Annotated in this window: 14 protein-coding genes; 11 read left to right on the top strand and 3 right to left on the bottom strand. The window is 70.5% G+C overall.

The window, feature by feature from the left end:
- Positions 1–19 precede the first annotated feature (19 nt).
- From ASD84_RS20945 to ASD84_RS20935, 3 genes are all read left to right on the top strand, one after another.
- Positions 20–406, top strand: coding sequence for a hypothetical protein (locus tag ASD84_RS20945; RefSeq protein ID WP_056715100.1), 387 nt, complete (start codon positions 20–22; stop codon positions 404–406).
- Positions 406–684, top strand: coding sequence for a response regulator transcription factor (locus ASD84_RS20940; protein ID WP_056715097.1), 279 nt, complete (start codon positions 406–408; stop codon positions 682–684). Before ASD84_RS20945 ends, ASD84_RS20940 begins: the two co-directional genes overlap by 1 nt.
- Positions 685–846: 162 nt before the next feature.
- Positions 847–2,088 carry an MFS transporter gene (locus ASD84_RS20935; RefSeq protein ID WP_056715094.1) on the top strand — a complete coding sequence of 414 codons (1,242 nt, stop codon included), beginning with the start codon at positions 847–849 and terminating at the stop codon, positions 2,086–2,088.
- Here ASD84_RS20935 and ASD84_RS20930 read toward each other — a convergent pair.
- Together ASD84_RS20930 and ASD84_RS20925 are read right to left on the bottom strand one after the other, a co-directional pair.
- The gene (locus tag ASD84_RS20930; protein ID WP_056715090.1) at positions 2,085–3,167 is read right to left on the bottom strand and encodes an SMP-30/gluconolactonase/LRE family protein; all 1,083 of its coding nucleotides are present in this window, start codon (positions 3,165–3,167) and stop codon (positions 2,085–2,087) included. The genes ASD84_RS20935 and ASD84_RS20930 overlap by 4 nt on opposite strands.
- Entirely contained in the window at positions 3,164–4,684 is a 1,521-nt protein-coding gene (locus ASD84_RS20925) for a flavin monoamine oxidase family protein (protein ID WP_056715087.1), read from the bottom strand. Before ASD84_RS20925 ends, ASD84_RS20930 begins: the two co-directional genes overlap by 4 nt.
- Before the next feature lie 76 nt (positions 4,685–4,760).
- Here ASD84_RS20925 and ASD84_RS20920 point away from each other — a divergent pair, with 76 nt between their 5' ends.
- The 5 genes from ASD84_RS20920 to ASD84_RS20900 all read left to right on the top strand — a co-directional run bounded on the left by ASD84_RS20920 (position 4,761) and on the right by ASD84_RS20900 (position 8,874).
- Positions 4,761–5,465, top strand: a complete 705-nt coding sequence (locus ASD84_RS20920) for a TetR/AcrR family transcriptional regulator (RefSeq protein WP_162251571.1) — start codon at positions 4,761–4,763, stop codon at positions 5,463–5,465.
- The gene (locus ASD84_RS20915; RefSeq protein ID WP_082574280.1) at positions 5,462–6,142 is read left to right on the top strand and encodes a class II aldolase/adducin family protein; all 681 of its coding nucleotides are present in this window, start codon (positions 5,462–5,464) and stop codon (positions 6,140–6,142) included. The genes ASD84_RS20920 and ASD84_RS20915 overlap by 4 nt, the downstream gene beginning before the upstream one ends.
- Positions 6,139–7,089 carry a carbohydrate kinase family protein gene (locus tag ASD84_RS20910; protein WP_235531257.1) on the top strand — a complete coding sequence of 317 codons (951 nt, stop codon included), beginning with the start codon at positions 6,139–6,141 and terminating at the stop codon, positions 7,087–7,089. The genes ASD84_RS20915 and ASD84_RS20910 overlap by 4 nt, the downstream gene beginning before the upstream one ends.
- A 154-nt stretch (positions 7,090–7,243) precedes the next feature.
- Positions 7,244–8,680, top strand: coding sequence for a fatty acid desaturase (locus ASD84_RS26130; protein ID WP_056715082.1), 1,437 nt, complete (start codon positions 7,244–7,246; stop codon positions 8,678–8,680).
- Positions 8,680–8,874, top strand: coding sequence for a ferredoxin (locus ASD84_RS20900; protein WP_056715079.1), 195 nt, complete (start codon positions 8,680–8,682; stop codon positions 8,872–8,874). Before ASD84_RS26130 ends, ASD84_RS20900 begins: the two co-directional genes overlap by 1 nt.
- A gap of 115 nt (positions 8,875–8,989) precedes the next feature.
- On the opposite strand, the gene ASD84_RS20895 is transcribed toward ASD84_RS20900, so the two are convergent.
- Complete coding sequence (locus ASD84_RS20895; protein WP_056715076.1) at positions 8,990–10,216, bottom strand: PucR family transcriptional regulator; 1,227 nt, start codon at positions 10,214–10,216, stop codon at positions 8,990–8,992.
- A gap of 113 nt (positions 10,217–10,329) precedes the next feature.
- Here ASD84_RS20895 and ASD84_RS20890 point away from each other — a divergent pair, with 113 nt between their 5' ends.
- The 3 genes from ASD84_RS20890 (at position 10,330) to ASD84_RS20880 (ending at position 13,776) form a co-directional block, all read left to right on the top strand.
- Positions 10,330–12,093, top strand: coding sequence for an FAD-dependent oxidoreductase (locus ASD84_RS20890; RefSeq protein ID WP_056716094.1), 1,764 nt, complete (start codon positions 10,330–10,332; stop codon positions 12,091–12,093).
- Between the two features lie 86 nt (positions 12,094–12,179).
- A complete protein-coding gene (locus ASD84_RS20885; RefSeq protein ID WP_056716091.1) occupies positions 12,180–12,938 on the top strand; it encodes an MlaE family ABC transporter permease in 759 nt (252 codons plus the stop codon).
- Between the two features lie 7 nt (positions 12,939–12,945).
- Positions 12,946–13,776, top strand: coding sequence for an ABC transporter permease (locus ASD84_RS20880; protein WP_156392310.1), 831 nt, complete (start codon positions 12,946–12,948; stop codon positions 13,774–13,776).
- Position 13,777 lies beyond the last annotated feature (1 nt).

Below are 13,777 nucleotides of genomic sequence, written 5' to 3'. Positions count from 1 at the left end.
CCCCGGAAGGAAAAACGTCATGACCTGGACCGAGACCCACGAACGCATCCGCATCTTCCACGAGGTCGAGGCTGTCGCCGCGACCGACATGAGCGGCGCCCTCCCGTGGCGCGAGGAGTGGGCGCAGTACTTCAACGGCCCCGCCGGCCTGGTGGCCGCGCTCCGCGCCCGCTGGAACCACATGTGCGAGGCACAGCTCGACATCCGGACGAACGAGGACGAGCTGGACGAGACCAGCGCCCGGCTGCGCCGTTCCGAGGCCGGCATCCTCGAGATCCTCAAGCACGCCGCAGGCGAGGTCACCCCCGCCCGCGTCCTCAACCTGGCGGGACCGCGCCACGCTCCCTCTCCCAGCTCGCGGTCCCGCCGGTTCCACTTCCACGGCGGACCCGTCATCCCCGCCTGATGACCACGACGATGATGGATCTCGGGGCGACGTACGTGGCGGCGACGAGTCGGCTGGACCGACTCAGTCGTCGGGAACGCCAGGTGCTGCACCAGATCGCCATGGGCCAGTCCAACGCCGGCATCGCAGCTCAGCTGTGCCTGTCACGGAAGACCGTCGAGGCACTGTGCTCGCACATCTTCGACAAGCTCGAGCTCGAACCCTCACAACACCTCAACCGCCGTGTGCTCGCGGTCCTCACCCTCCTGCAGGCGCGTTCGCGTCGTACGGCGGACTGAGCGGCCGCAAGCCATCCCGCGTCTTCCGGCCAGTGGGGGTTCGGGCGACGCACCAAAGAAGGGAAACACCGACCGCAGGGGCTCCGGGGCCCCGATGCGGTCGGTGTTTCCCTTCGTTCGTGCACGTCGGTGCACGTCGGTGGTCCGGCCTAGGCTGCGTGGGTGCTCGGACCACCCGCTTCGCCGCTCCGCATCCCCGACTTCCGCTGGCTCGTCAGCGGCGTCACCGTCAGCGGCCTCGGCTCAGCGATGACGCCGGTGGCGCTGGCGTTCGCGGTGCTCGACCTCGGCGGCACCGCCACCCAGCTGGGCCTGGTCGTCGCGGCGTTCTCGGCAGCCGAGGTCGTCACGATCCTGTACGGCGGCGTGCTCGGTGACCGGCTGCCCCGCCAGCTCCTGATGCAGGGATCCGCCGCCGCCACCTGTGTCAGCCAGGCCATCTGCGCAACGGTGCTGATCACCGGGCACGGCTCCATCCTGTTCCTCACGCTGATCGGTGTGCTCAACGGCTGCCTCGGTGCGATCGCGCAGCCGGCATCGAACTCCCTGACCCGCTTCACGGTCCCCGCGGAGCTGCTCGGGCGGGCGGTCGTGGTGCGCAGCCTGGCCAACCAGACGTCGTACGCCGTGGGGTTCGCGGTCGCCGGCATCATCGTCGCCGTCTCCGGACCGGGGTGGGCGATCGCGATCGACGCGTTGTCGTACGGGCTCGCGGCGGTGTTCTTCTCCCGGATCCGGGTCGCCGCGCCGTCCCGGGGCGAACGGGAGCGCCTGTTCAGCGAGCTCGCCGACGGCGCGCGCGAGGTGCTCCGCCACACCTGGCTGTGGCTGCTGATCGGCCAGGCGTTGCTCTACCACCTGTGCTTCGGCGGGGTGCAGGGCGTGCTCGGGCCGATCGTCGTCGGCGACGCCTGGGGCGAGGGGGCGTGGGGGTGGGCGCTGGCCTCGTTGATGGCCGGCTTCGTGATGGGCGGGCTGATCGCGCTGCGCTGGCGGCCACGGTTCCTGCTGCGCTGGGGCGTCCTGCTGCTGAGCCTGACCGCTGCGTTCCCGCTGGCGATGGCGCTCGCCGAGCAGCTGCCCCTGGTCCTGCTCGGTGCGGCCGTGCACGGCGTCGGGCTGCAGCTGTTCAGCGTCAACTGGGACCTCGCGATCCAGGAGAACGTCGCCGACGACATGCTGTCGCGGGTCTACGCGTTCGACATGGTCGGCTCGTTCGTGTGCCGGCCGCTCGGCCTGGCGCTGACCGGGCCCGTGGTGGGCCTGGTCGGTACCGATCGCTGGCTCGTTGTGGTGGGTGGCGTGATCGGCCTCAGTTCCCTGGCCGCGCTGGCCCTGCCGTCGGTGTGGCGGCTGACCCGGCGACCGGCGGCAGAGCTGGCCAGCGCTCCCTCCGCGTCCTAGCGAAGGCGCGACGCCGACGGGACGAACAGCGGCGCACCCCGCTCGCCGACCTCGACGTCGAGGATCGCGTGCTTGGAGGCGTCACCGAAGATGGCCGACTGGTTCGCCACCAGCACGCGGGTGCCGAGGAAGGTCGCGTTCGACGGGCTGTCGAAGGCGATCGGCGAGCCGTTGCTGCCGACCAGCGGCGCCTTGGGGAACTTGCTCCGCACCTTCCCGTCGGGGCCGAGCTTCACGAGCTGGTTGGTGCCGAGCAACGCGACGTAGATGTTGCCGGAACGCGCGATCCCGAAGCCGTCGGGCAGGTCCAGCGGTCCGGACGTCCACAGCGTGCGGAGCACACCCGGCTTGCCGTCGGCGCGGACCGGGACCCGGTAGAGGTGGCCGCGGAGCAGGTCCAGCGGATCCGTCGTGGTCTGCTGCGAGACCAGGAACGACCGCCGCGCGGGCTCGTAGACGATGCCGGTGGTGCCGAACTCCAGGCCGGCCAGCTTCGGCGAGCGGAGCCAGACCCGTGGGGTGCCGCCGGCCGCAGGGATCCGCCAGATCACGTTCTGCCCGTAGTCGGTGAGGAACAGCCCGCCGCCCGGCCCCCACGCGGCGTAGTTCGGGATCGGGTGCCCGGCACCGGCCAGGTCGGGGATGGTCGCCTGCACCACGAACCGACCCGTGCGGACATCGAGGGTGAGCACGCGAGCGCGGGACTTCTCCAGCAGCACCAGTCGGCCGCGCGCGTCCGAGGTCGCGACCTGGACACCCCGCGGCTTGGTGAGGTCCTGACCGGGCACCGTCCAGGAGCGGAGCAGCGTCCCGGACGCGGTGTACTCGAAGACCCGCGAGCGCATCGTGTCGCCCATCGGGTTCGTGTACGTCGACGTGTAGACCCGCCCGTTCGGGTGCACGTGGACGTACGCCGGCGAGCCCGGCTTCTGCACCTTCGCGAAGACCCGGGTGTGCCAGACGGGCCGTTCCGCGGCCTGGGCCGGGACCAGTCCCAGCGACGCGACCAGGGCAGCGAGCACGACCAGCAGGACCGTCGTACCTCCCTGACGACGGGGGCGGCGGAACGCTGCGCTCACAGCTTGTCCAGGGCCTCGGCCGCGGCCCGCTTGCCGGAGCGGACGGCGCCGTCCATGTAGCCGGTCCAGTAGGTCGAGGTCTCGGTGCCGGCCCAGTGGATGCGCCCGAACGGCTGGCGGATGTGGCGGCCGTAGGTGGCCATCACGTTGGGCGGGTACATCGCGACGGGGCCACCGCGGGTCCAGCGCTCGTGGGTCCAGTCGTGCTCGGTGTACTCGATCGGGTGCAGCGCCTTGTCGCCGAACATCGCGGCGAAGCCCTCGAGCACGGCCTTGCGGCGGTCGGCCTTCGCGAGCGTGCCGTACTGCCGCCAGGTCGAGCCGCCGACGAACGCGAGCAGGACGCCGTGGCTGGTGCTGGGCACGCCGTTGTCGAAGGCCGCCCGCACGGCACCGGAGTCGGAGATGCCGAAACCGGTGAGCCCGTCGGCACGCCAGAACGGCTTGTCGTAGACGGCGTCGCACTTCATCAGGCGGCCCATCTGCATCTTCGTCAGCAAGGTACGACGACCGGCGGGCATGCCGGGCAGGAACTCGATGTCGAGCACCTGCTTGGGCGGTGCAGCCACGATCACGCGCCGGCAGGTGACGACGCCGCGGGCGGTGCGGACGCGGACCTTGCCGTCGACGTGGGCGATCCGGCTCACCGGAGCGTTCAGCGCGACCCGATCGCCGAGGCGCTTGGCGAGGGCGAGCGGGACCCGCTGCGAGCCGCCGACGAACCGGCTCTCCTGCGCGCCGTTGATGACGTCGGAGTTGCGCTCGAAGGTGCCGACGTGGGCCTCGTCGCCGGAGCAGGCGATGTAGTGGATGACGTAGAGCAGCGACAGCTGGTCGGGGTCGGCGCCGAAGCCCGGCTGCGTCCAGGCCTTGATGAGCGACTCGATGCCACGACTGTTGATCGTGTGCTGACGGATCCAGTCGCCGAGGGTGATCCGGTCCCACTCGGCCGCGCGCGGGTGCGACCACGGCGCGTCGACGGGCATGTCCGCGGCGAACGAGTTCAGCTGCTGGAGGGCGAGCAGCGCGTCGAGCAGGATCGTGGGGTCGGGCGGGACGGTGCCCGTGAACTCCTGGCGGCCCAGCAGCGGGTTCGAGGAGACGTAGACGTTCTTGCCGGTGACGTACTCCTTGAAGGTCGCGATGCCGAGGCCGTCCGCGAGCGCCTTGATGTGGCGCTGGGTCGGGCCGATGAAGGCGCCGCCGGCCTCGATCGTGCCGCCGGTGGCGAGCTTGTGGTTGAGCACCCGCCCGCCGACCCGGTTGCGGGCCTCGACGACCAGCACCGAGCGGCCGCCACGGGCGACCTTGACGGCCGCGACCAGCCCGGCGATGCCGCCGCCGACGACCACCACGTCGACCTTGCGGGGCAGCGGCCCCTGCAGGGTCGCGGCGTTCACCTCGGCCTCGAGGGCCTCGGTCGCGAGCACCCCGAGGGCGGCTGCGCCGCCGGCGAACAGGCCGCGCCTGCCCAGCGCGAGCGCGCCCGGATCGATCGCCAGTGACGGGGTGTTCATCGTGACCTCCTGGCCCTTCGTCGTACGACGAAGGTGAATGTGTGTCAGGTTCGGCTTCAGAGGCTACACTGCGTCCATGCCGTCGTCCATCGCTTCCGGTCCCGCCGCGCCCGACGCGTCCACTCAGGGGTCAACGACCGAGCGGTCGTCCGGTGCCGCGCCCAGTCGCCGCCGGATGCCCACCCAGGCGCGGTCGCGCGAGCGGGTCGAGCGGATCCTCGACGCGACCGCCGGGCTCGTCCTCGTCGACGGCATCGACGGCCTGACGACCCGCGCGATCGCCGACGCCGCCGAGCTGCCGGTCGCCTCGCTCTACCAGTACTTCTCCGACAAGGAGGCCGTGCTGCTCGCGCTGTGCGAACGCGACATGGCCGAGATGGACGACCAGGTCGCGCGCGACCTGCTCGCCGTGGGCGAGCTGACCGTGGCCTCCCTCGTCGAGACCTCGATGCGCGCGTTCGTCACCGTCTACCACCGCCGACCGGCCTTCATGCAGATCTGGGTGCGGGGCCGCACCAACAACGCCATCTACGACTACGGCCGCCACCACAACAAGCGGATCGCGGAGAACCTGCTCGCCGTTGCCATCGACGCCGACCTCGTCGACGCCCGTTCGTACACGACCGCGGAGCTGAGCGCGATCGCCGAGCTGGCCGTCGAGGTGGGCGATCGGGCGTTCCAGCTGGCCTTCGAGCGCGACCCGCGCGGCGACACCTTCCTGATCGACCAGGCCATCGAGCTGGTGACCGGCTACCTCGCGCGCATCGCGAGCGACCAGTGACCGCTGCCGGTCTGCTGGCAGATCTGGCTGGTCTGCGGGCTGGCGTTGCCGAGGCCTCGCGGCGGCTGGCCGACGCCGGACTGCTCGTCGGCACCGGCGGCAACGTCAGCGCCCGGTCCGGCGACCTGGTCGCGGTCACGGCCACCGGCGTCACGCTCAGCGGCTGCACCGCCGACGACGTGACCGTCGTCGACCTCAGCGGCCGGGTGGTCGAGGGCCGCCTGGCCCCCACGTCCGAGCTCGCCCTCCACCTCGGCGTGTACGCCGACGCGCCGGCCGACCTCGTCGGCGCGGTCGTCCACACCCATGCGCCCTTCGCCACGGCCCTCGCCTGCGTCCTGGACGAGCTGCCCGTGCTCCACTACCAACAGCTCGCCCTCGGCGGCGCGATCCGCGTGGCGTCGTACGCCACCTTCGGGACGCCCGCCCTGGCCGACCACGTCCGTGAAGCCCTGGTCGGGCGGAGCGCCGCGCTGCTCGCGAACCACGGCTCGGTCTGCGTCGGCGGCACGCTCGACAAGGCGGTCGAGAACGCGCTGCTCCTCGAGTGGCTGTGCCAGCTGCACCACCGGGCCAGCGCCCTCGGTGAGCCACGGGTGCTCACCGAGGAGCAGCAGCTGGACGTCATCCGGGTCGCGATCGAGCGCGACTACGGCACCACCCAGGAGAACCGATGACCTCACCCATGACCGGCCCCATGACTGGCCCGATGACTGTGGCCGCGGTCGGCGTCCACGTCCTCGACACCCACGTCCTCGGCATCGAGTCGATCCCGCCGGGCTCCGACGGGCAGCTCGTCGAGACCATCCGGATGTCCCCGGCCGGCACCGCTGGCGGCACGGCGGTTGTCCTGGCCCGCCTCGGCGCCGAGGTCCGGTCGTACGGCGCCGTCGGCACCGATCCTGTCGGCGACACCCTGCTCGCGCTGCTCGCCCGCGAGGGTGTCGAGACGTCCGGGCTCGTACGGAAGCCGGAGGCGCAGACGTCCGCGTCGGTGCTGCCCGTGCGGCCGAACGGCGACCGGCCGGCGTGGCACTGCATCGGAGCCAACGGTTCGTTCACGCTCGAGGACCTGCCGGGCGACGTACTCGACGGGGTGACGCACCTGCACGTCGGCGGGCCGGAGTTCCTCGGTGGTGACGCCGCGGGCGAGCTGCTCGCGCGAGCCCGCGGCCTCGGGATCACCACGTCGGTCGACATCCTGGCGCCCGGCGACCCCGACATGCTGGCGTGGATCGCCGCGGCCCTGCCGCACACCGACTACCTGCTGCCCAACGACGAGCAGGTGCTCGGGTTCACCGGCGCCGCCTCGCTCGAGGAAGGGGCGCGGGCACTGCTGGCCCACGGCGTCGGCTGCGTCGCGGTGACCCAGGGAGCTCGCGGCGCGCTGGTCGCCACCGCCGACGGAGTGGTCGAGGTTCCGGCGTACCCCATCGAGGTCATCGACACCACCGGCTGCGGAGACGCGTTCTCCGCCGGCTTCCTGCGCGGGCTCTCGCTCGGACTGCCCCCTGCGGAGGCGGCAGCGCTCGGGTGCGCGACCGCCGCGCAGGTGGCTCAGGGTGTGGGCACCGACGCGGGGTCGTACGACCTGGCTGCGGTGCGGGCGTTCCAGACCGCCTGACTCGCGGGGGCGCGGGCTGACGGCAGCCCGTTGTGCAACCAGCCAACCGCGCCGGTCAACGTTGTGCGGGCTGTCGGAGATCGGGCACCGTCCCCGGTGACACCTTGGAGGACATGCGGCGACATGGCCGTCGCCCGATTTCCAGGAGGTCCCGATGACGAACGTCGAATCCATCACCGGCTCACCGAAGCGGTGGAAGGACAAGAAGCGCTACCTGTGGATGCTGGGGCTCGTCGTCCCCACGCTCCCGCTCGCGGCGATCGCGCTCCACGACGCGACCGGGCAGACGGTGTGGCTGTGGCTCACGCCGGTCATGTTCTTCGCCGTCATCCCGCTGCTCGACCTGGTCACCGGGTACGACGACACGAACCCGCCGGACGACGTGATCGAGGCGCTCGAGAACGACAGGTACTACCGCTGGGTGACCTACCTGTACCTGCCGGTCCAGTACGTCGGGTTCATCCTGGCGATCTGGTATCTCGCCACCGCAGACCTCTCCGTCATCGCGAAGATCGGGCTCGCGATCTCGATCGGCACCGTCGGCGGCGTGGCCATCAACACCGCCCACGAGCTCGGCCACAAGCGTGAGTCCGTGGAGCGGTGGGCGTCGAAGATCGCGCTCGCGCAGACCTTCTACGGACACTTCTTCATCGAGCACAACCGCGGCCACCACGTCCGCGTCGCCACCCCCGACGACCCCGCCAGCTCGCGGATGGGCGAGAGCGTCTACCGGTTCTGGCCGCGCACGGTCCTCGGCTCGCTGACGAGCTCGTGGCACCTCGAGGCGAAGCGGTACCAGCGCAAGGGCACCCACCCGTTCCACATCGGCAACGACGTGCTCAACGCCTGGCTGATGACCGTCGTCCTGTGGGGCGGCCTGATGCTCTGGCTCGGTCTCGCGTACGACGTGTCGCCGCTCGCCCTGTTGCCGTACCTCGCCCTGCAGGCCGTGATGGGCTTCTCGCTCCTCGAGGTCGTCAACTACATGGAGCACTACGGCATGAAGCGCCAGCTGGTCGGGCCGCCCGAGAAGCAGCGCTTCGAGCGGGTGCAGCCGAGCCACTCCTGGAACTCCAACAACATCGCCACGAACGTGCTGCTCTACCACCTGCAGCGCCACAGCGACCACCACGCCAACCCGACCCGTCGCTACCAGACGTTGCGCGACTTCAAGGACGCTCCGGTGCTGCCCACCGGCTACACCGGGATGATCGTGGTCGCGATGTTCCCGCCGCTGTTCCGCTGGATGATGGACAAGCGCGTCGTCGCCCATTACGACGGCGACATCCGCCACGCGAACCTGATGCCGAGCAAGCGCGAGAAGCTGCTGCGGAAGTACCCCGCGCCCGTCGCGGTGGTGGAGGAGGTCCTCGAGGACACCTCGGCCCACACGTTCAACGAGGAAGTGCTCGCCGCGAAGTGCCCCGGCTGCGGCTACACCTACGAGGTCGAGGTCGGCAACGAGCTCGAGGGCTTCGCCGCCGGTACGGCGTGGAAGGACATCCCGGACGACTGGTGCTGCCCCGACTGCGGAGTCCGCGAGAAGGTCGACTTCACCGCGGTGGACCCGCGCAACCGCGTCGGTGCCTGATGAGGATCCACGCCGACAGGGCCAAGTGCGAGGGCCTCGGGATGTGCGAGTCGATGGCCAACGACTACTTCGAGGTCGATGAGGACGAGGACCTGGTGCAGGTGCTCCACGACTCGCCTCCCGAGTCCGACCGGGCGCACGTCTTTGCCGCCGTACAGGCGTGTCCGGTGCTGGCCCTCACCCTCGAGGGCTGAGCCAGCGAACGCGAGGTGAGCCGGTTGGGGGTTCGAAGTGCGTCGGTTGGGGGTTCGAGGTGCGCACGTCGTACCCCCAATTGGCGCACCTCGCGCCCCCAATTGGCGCACTTCGTCAGCGATGGAAGAGCTCGTGGTGGCGCAGGGCGAGGGAGAGCTCGGGACTGAGCTTGGTGACGGGGTGGCCCAGCATCTCCTCGGCCTGGCCGAGGCGGTAGCGGATGGTGTTGCGGTGGACGACGAGGAGGCGGGAGGCCTCTTCGGCGCTGCCGCCGCAGTCGAGGTACGCCGACAAGGTCTCGCGGATGCGCTGGGTGCCCTCGTCCTCGTCGGTGAGGGGACCGAGCTGGCGGGCGACGAACCGGTCGACGTCGGGCGTGCATCCGAGCAGCACGGGGAGCTCGACGTCGGTGTAGAGGGTCAGCCACGACGGGGTGTCGGCGCCGGCGACGCGGAGGGCGCCCAGGGCCTCGCGGTGGCTGGCGACGAAGCCCGCAATGCCGGGTGTCGACGAACCGACACCGACGGCGATGCTCTCGTGCTGCACCTCGGCGACGGCGGCCGGCAGCAGGGAGAGGTCCGGCGCATCCCGGGTGCCGAGCCACATCCACAGCTGGCGTCCGCCCGGCTTGACCACGAGCGGGTTCGCGGCGCCGACGCGCCGCGCCAGCTCGAGGGCGAGCGGCTCCAGCTGACCGACCCGCTCCGGGTCGGTGACCGACAGCACCAGCGCCGTGTGGTGCACAGAGATCGGGTAGCCGCCCAGGGCGCCCGAGGCCTCGCGGGCGTCGATGAGCTCACCGGCAAGGACCGCGCGCACCGACTCGTAGCGCTGGGCCGCGGCGCCGGCGAGCACGCGGCTGCGGGCTGCCTGGTAGGTGTCGATCGACGCGGTGGTCGACTTGTCGAGCCACACGGCGGCCCGGTCCCAGAAGTAGATGAGCAGCTCGGCGTGGTCGACCTCGCCCGCCGGGGCGCTGTTGATGATGCCGCTGACGTAACCCCAGACCTGCTGCTGGCCCAACCTGTAGAAGCGGATCAACATCTCCAGCGGTAGCTGACGGTCGGCCATGTCGACCGCCAGCCGCTGCGCGGCATCGACCAGGTGGAAGCGCTGCTCGGGCTGCGCGAAGTCAGCCAGGAAGCTCGTCCACTGTTCCCGGACCGTCGACCGGATGGCCTCGTCGAGCCCCTCGATCGCGGCGACCTCAGGTATCTCCGCCAGGATCGCGCCGCTGACCCGATCGGCCCAGGCCGCGATCTGCGCGGGCTGACCCTGCTCGGCGACGTACGCCAACAGCCACGGGGCGAGGTCGGACGACGCTGACTCGCTGGACACCATGGGCGCCACCGTAGTCACCCCGAGGGCCCTTTGTGCAGGGGGACAACGGGCCGTGGGTTCTTTGGGCGACAACCACGAGCGCTGTGACGGCCACCACCTGTCAGATGGACCCCATGCCTGAGCAGAGCTTCCCCACCCCGGACGACCTCGAGTACGACGTCCTCGTCATCGGCTCCGGCTTCGGCGGCTCGGTCACCGCGCTCCGGCTGACGGAGAAGGGCTACCGCGTCTGTGTCGTCGAGGCCGGCCGCCGTTTCGCCGACGACGAGTTCGCGAAGACCTCGTGGGACGTGCGCCGCTTCCTGTACGCGCCCCGGCTCGGCTGCTTCGGCATCCAGCGGATCCGGTTGCTGCGCGACGTCGTCGTGCTCGCCGGTGCCGGCGTCGGCGGCGGGTCGCTGGTCTACGCGAACACCCTCTACGAACCGGCCTCCGACGCGTTCTACAACGACCCGCAGTGGCGCCACATCACCGACTGGAAGGCCGAGCTGGCGCCGTACTACGACCAGGCGAAGCGGATGCTCGGCGTGGTCGAGAACCCGACCTTCACCCCGTCGGACGAGGTGATGAAGGCGGTCGCGGACGAGATGGGCGTCGGGCACACCTTCCGGCCGACCCCGATCGGCGTCTGCTTCGGCGTCGACGGCGCGAAGCAGCCGGGCCAGCCCGTCCCGGACCCGTACTTCGGTGGCGCCGGCCCGGAGCGCAACGGCTGCCTCGAGTGCGGCGAGTGCATGACCGGCTGCCGCCACAACGCCAAGAACACCCTGCTGAAGAACTACCTGTACCTCGCCGAGAAGGCCGGCGCCGAGATCCGCGAGCGCACCACCGTCGCCGCGATCGTCCCCCGCCCCGAGGGTGGGTACGACGTCCGGACGCACCGCTCCGGGAAGTCGGCCCGCCGCTCGCAGGTCATCACCGCCGGCCAGGTCGTGATGGCAGCCGGCACCTGGGGCACCCAGGAGCTCCTGCACGGCATGCAGCGCTCCGGTGACCTGCCGCGCCTCTCGAAGCGCCTGGGCTACCTGACCCGCACCAACTCCGAGGCCCTGTGTGCGTCGAGCACCAAGATGCGCAACAAGGACCAGTACGACTTCCACCACGGCGTCGCGATCACGTCGTCGATCCACCCCGACCCGGTCACCCACATCGAGCCGGTCCGCTACGGCAAGGGCTCGGGCCTGATGGGGATGCTGCTCACGCTGATGACCGACGGCGGTGGCCGCACGCCCCGGTGGCTGCGCTGGCTCGGACAGGCGCTGCGCCACCCCGGCCTGCTGGTCTCCACCATCGCCGGCCTCGGCTCCTGGCCCGAGCGCACGATCATCGCGCTGGTCATGCAGACCAACGACAACTCGATCACCGTCCTCCCGAAGAAGGGCCGGGCCGGTCGTCGTACCCGACTGACGTCGAAGCAGGGCCACGGCGAGCCGAACCCGACGTGGGTCCCGGTGGGCAACGAGGTCGTCCGCAACATCAGCAAGCGGATCGACGGCGGCTCGTACAGCAGCACGGGCGAGATCTTCAACATCCCGATGACCGCTCACTTCCTGGGTGGCTGCCCGATCGGCGACTCGACCGAGACCGGGGTGATCGACGCCTACCACCGCGTCCACGGCCACCCCGGCCTGCACGTCGTCGACGGGGCCGCGATCTCCGCCAACCTCGGCGTGAACCCGAGCCTCACGATCACCGCCCAGGCCGAGCGCGCCATGGCCGTGTGGCCCAACAAGGGCGAGGCCGACCAGCGGCCGGTCCCCGGAGCCGGCTACCAGCGGCTCTCCCCGATCGCGCCGGTGCGGCCGGCCGTGCCGCCGACCGCACCGGCTGCACTGCGTCTCCCCTTGTACGTCGTCGGCCAGGAGACCAGCGCATGACACTGGCCCCGACCAGGGAACGCCAGGGCCCCGACGGGATGTCGCCCGAAGCCCGCCAGATCGCCCGCGAAGCGGTGCGTTCCTCGATGCCGTTCAAGACGCTCGGCACGTTCGGGGCGTTCTACAGCTTCGTCGGCACCGTCTTCAAGCAGATGTTCACGCGCAAGTTCCACTTCCGCGAGTTCATCTCGCAGGCGTGGTTCATCACCAACGTGTCGTTCTGGCCGGCGCTGCTCGTCTCGATCCCGTTCTGTGTCGTGATCATCTTCCAGGTCAACCAGCTGCTCATCCAGATCGGAGCCGTCGACCTCGCCGGCGCCGGTGCGGCGGTGGCGGTGGTTCGCGAGATCGGGCCGATCGTGTCGGTGCTCGTCGTCGCCGGAGCCGGTGCGACCGCAATCTGCGCCGACCTCGGCTCCCGCAAGATCCGCGAGGAGATCGACGCGATGGTCACCCTCGGCATCGACCCGATCGAACGACTCGTCGTCCCCCGCGTGATCGCCTCGACCCTGGTCGGTGTCGCCCTGAACGGGATGGTCACCGTGGTCGGCCTGGTCGGCGGCTACTTCTTCTCCGTCGTCCTGCAGGGCGCAACGCCCGGCCTGTACCTCTCCGACCTGACCCTCTTGGTCGGCCTGCCCGACTTCCTCGCCTCGGAGGCGAAGGCCGCGGTCTTCGGGATGCTCGCCGGCCTGACGGCCTGCTACCTGGGGCTCAACGCCAAGGGCGGCCCCAAGGGTGTCGGCGAAGCCGTCAACCAGACGGTGGTCTTCGCGTTCATGTTGCTCTTCGCCGCGAACAGCGTGATCTCCGCGCTGTTCCTCCAGATCAAGCTCGGAGCCTGACATGGCCATGACCCGGACGGACGTCTCCCGCCACCTCGCCCGGCCGACCGGTGCGCTGCGCAACCTGGGCGACCAGCTGTCGTTCCACGGCAACGCCTACTCCCACATGCCGCGGGCGCTCAAGCACTACCCGAGGGAGGTCGTCCGTCTCCTCGCCGAGGTGGCGCTCGGTTCCGGTGCGCTCGCGCTGATCGGCGGCACGGTGCTGGTCATCGGCTTCCTCACCGCCGCCTCCGGGATCGAGGTCGGGCTGCAGGCCTACACCTCCTTCGACAACATCGGCGTCTCCACGCTGTCCGGGTTCTTCTCGGCGTACTTCAACACCCGCGAGGTCGCACCGATCATCGCCGGCATCGCCCTGACCGCCACGGTGGGCGCGGGATTCACCGCGCAGATCGGTGCGATGCGCGTCTCGGAGGAGATCGACGCCCTCGAGGTGATGGCCGTCCCGCCGGTCCCCTACCTCGTCACGACCCGGATCATCGCGGGACTGATCGCCGTCGTACCGCTGTTCGCGATCGCGCTGATGATGTGCTGGCTCGCGACCTACCTCGTGGTGACGGTCGGGTACGACCAGCCGCCGGGCACCTACCAGCACTACTTCGACACGTTCCTGGTCCCCAGCGACATCTTCCTGGCGATGGTGAAGGTCATCCTGATGGCACTCGTCATCGTCTCGATCTGCTGCTACCACGGCTTCCGCGCCTCCGGCGGTCCTGCCGGCGTGGGTGCCGCGGTCGGCAAGGCGGTGCGGTCCGCGCTGATCTGCACCATGTTCATCGACCTGATCTTCGCGATCGCTGTCTGGGGTGGGCCCTCGGTCCACATCGCGGGGTGAA

It is taken from the genome of Nocardioides sp. Root682 (assembly GCF_001427795.1).
Taxonomy (GTDB): Bacteria; Actinomycetota; Actinomycetes; order Propionibacteriales; family Nocardioidaceae; genus Nocardioides.
This window is presented reverse-complemented; position numbering and strand designations above follow the sequence as displayed.

Coding starts and splice junctions, on each gene's coding strand:
- ASD84_RS20945 (WP_056715100.1), top strand. CDS start 20: ATGACCTGGACCGAGACCCACGAACGCATCCGCATCTTCCACGAGGTC.
- ASD84_RS20940 (WP_056715097.1), top strand. CDS start 406: ATGACCACGACGATGATGGATCTCGGGGCGACGTACGTGGCGGCGACG.
- ASD84_RS20925 (WP_056715087.1), bottom strand. CDS start 4,684: ATGAACACCCCGTCACTGGCGATCGATCCGGGCGCGCTCGCGCTGGGC.
- ASD84_RS20920 (WP_162251571.1), top strand. CDS start 4,761: ATGCCGTCGTCCATCGCTTCCGGTCCCGCCGCGCCCGACGCGTCCACT.
- ASD84_RS20910 (WP_235531257.1), top strand. CDS start 6,139: ATGACCTCACCCATGACCGGCCCCATGACTGGCCCGATGACTGTGGCC.
- ASD84_RS26130 (WP_056715082.1), top strand. CDS start 7,244: ATGACGAACGTCGAATCCATCACCGGCTCACCGAAGCGGTGGAAGGAC.
- ASD84_RS20900 (WP_056715079.1), top strand. CDS start 8,680: ATGAGGATCCACGCCGACAGGGCCAAGTGCGAGGGCCTCGGGATGTGC.
- ASD84_RS20895 (WP_056715076.1), bottom strand. CDS start 10,216: ATGGTGTCCAGCGAGTCAGCGTCGTCCGACCTCGCCCCGTGGCTGTTG.
- ASD84_RS20890 (WP_056716094.1), top strand. CDS start 10,330: ATGCCTGAGCAGAGCTTCCCCACCCCGGACGACCTCGAGTACGACGTC.
- ASD84_RS20885 (WP_056716091.1), top strand. CDS start 12,180: ATGCCGTTCAAGACGCTCGGCACGTTCGGGGCGTTCTACAGCTTCGTC.
- ASD84_RS20880 (WP_156392310.1), top strand. CDS start 12,946: ATGACCCGGACGGACGTCTCCCGCCACCTCGCCCGGCCGACCGGTGCG.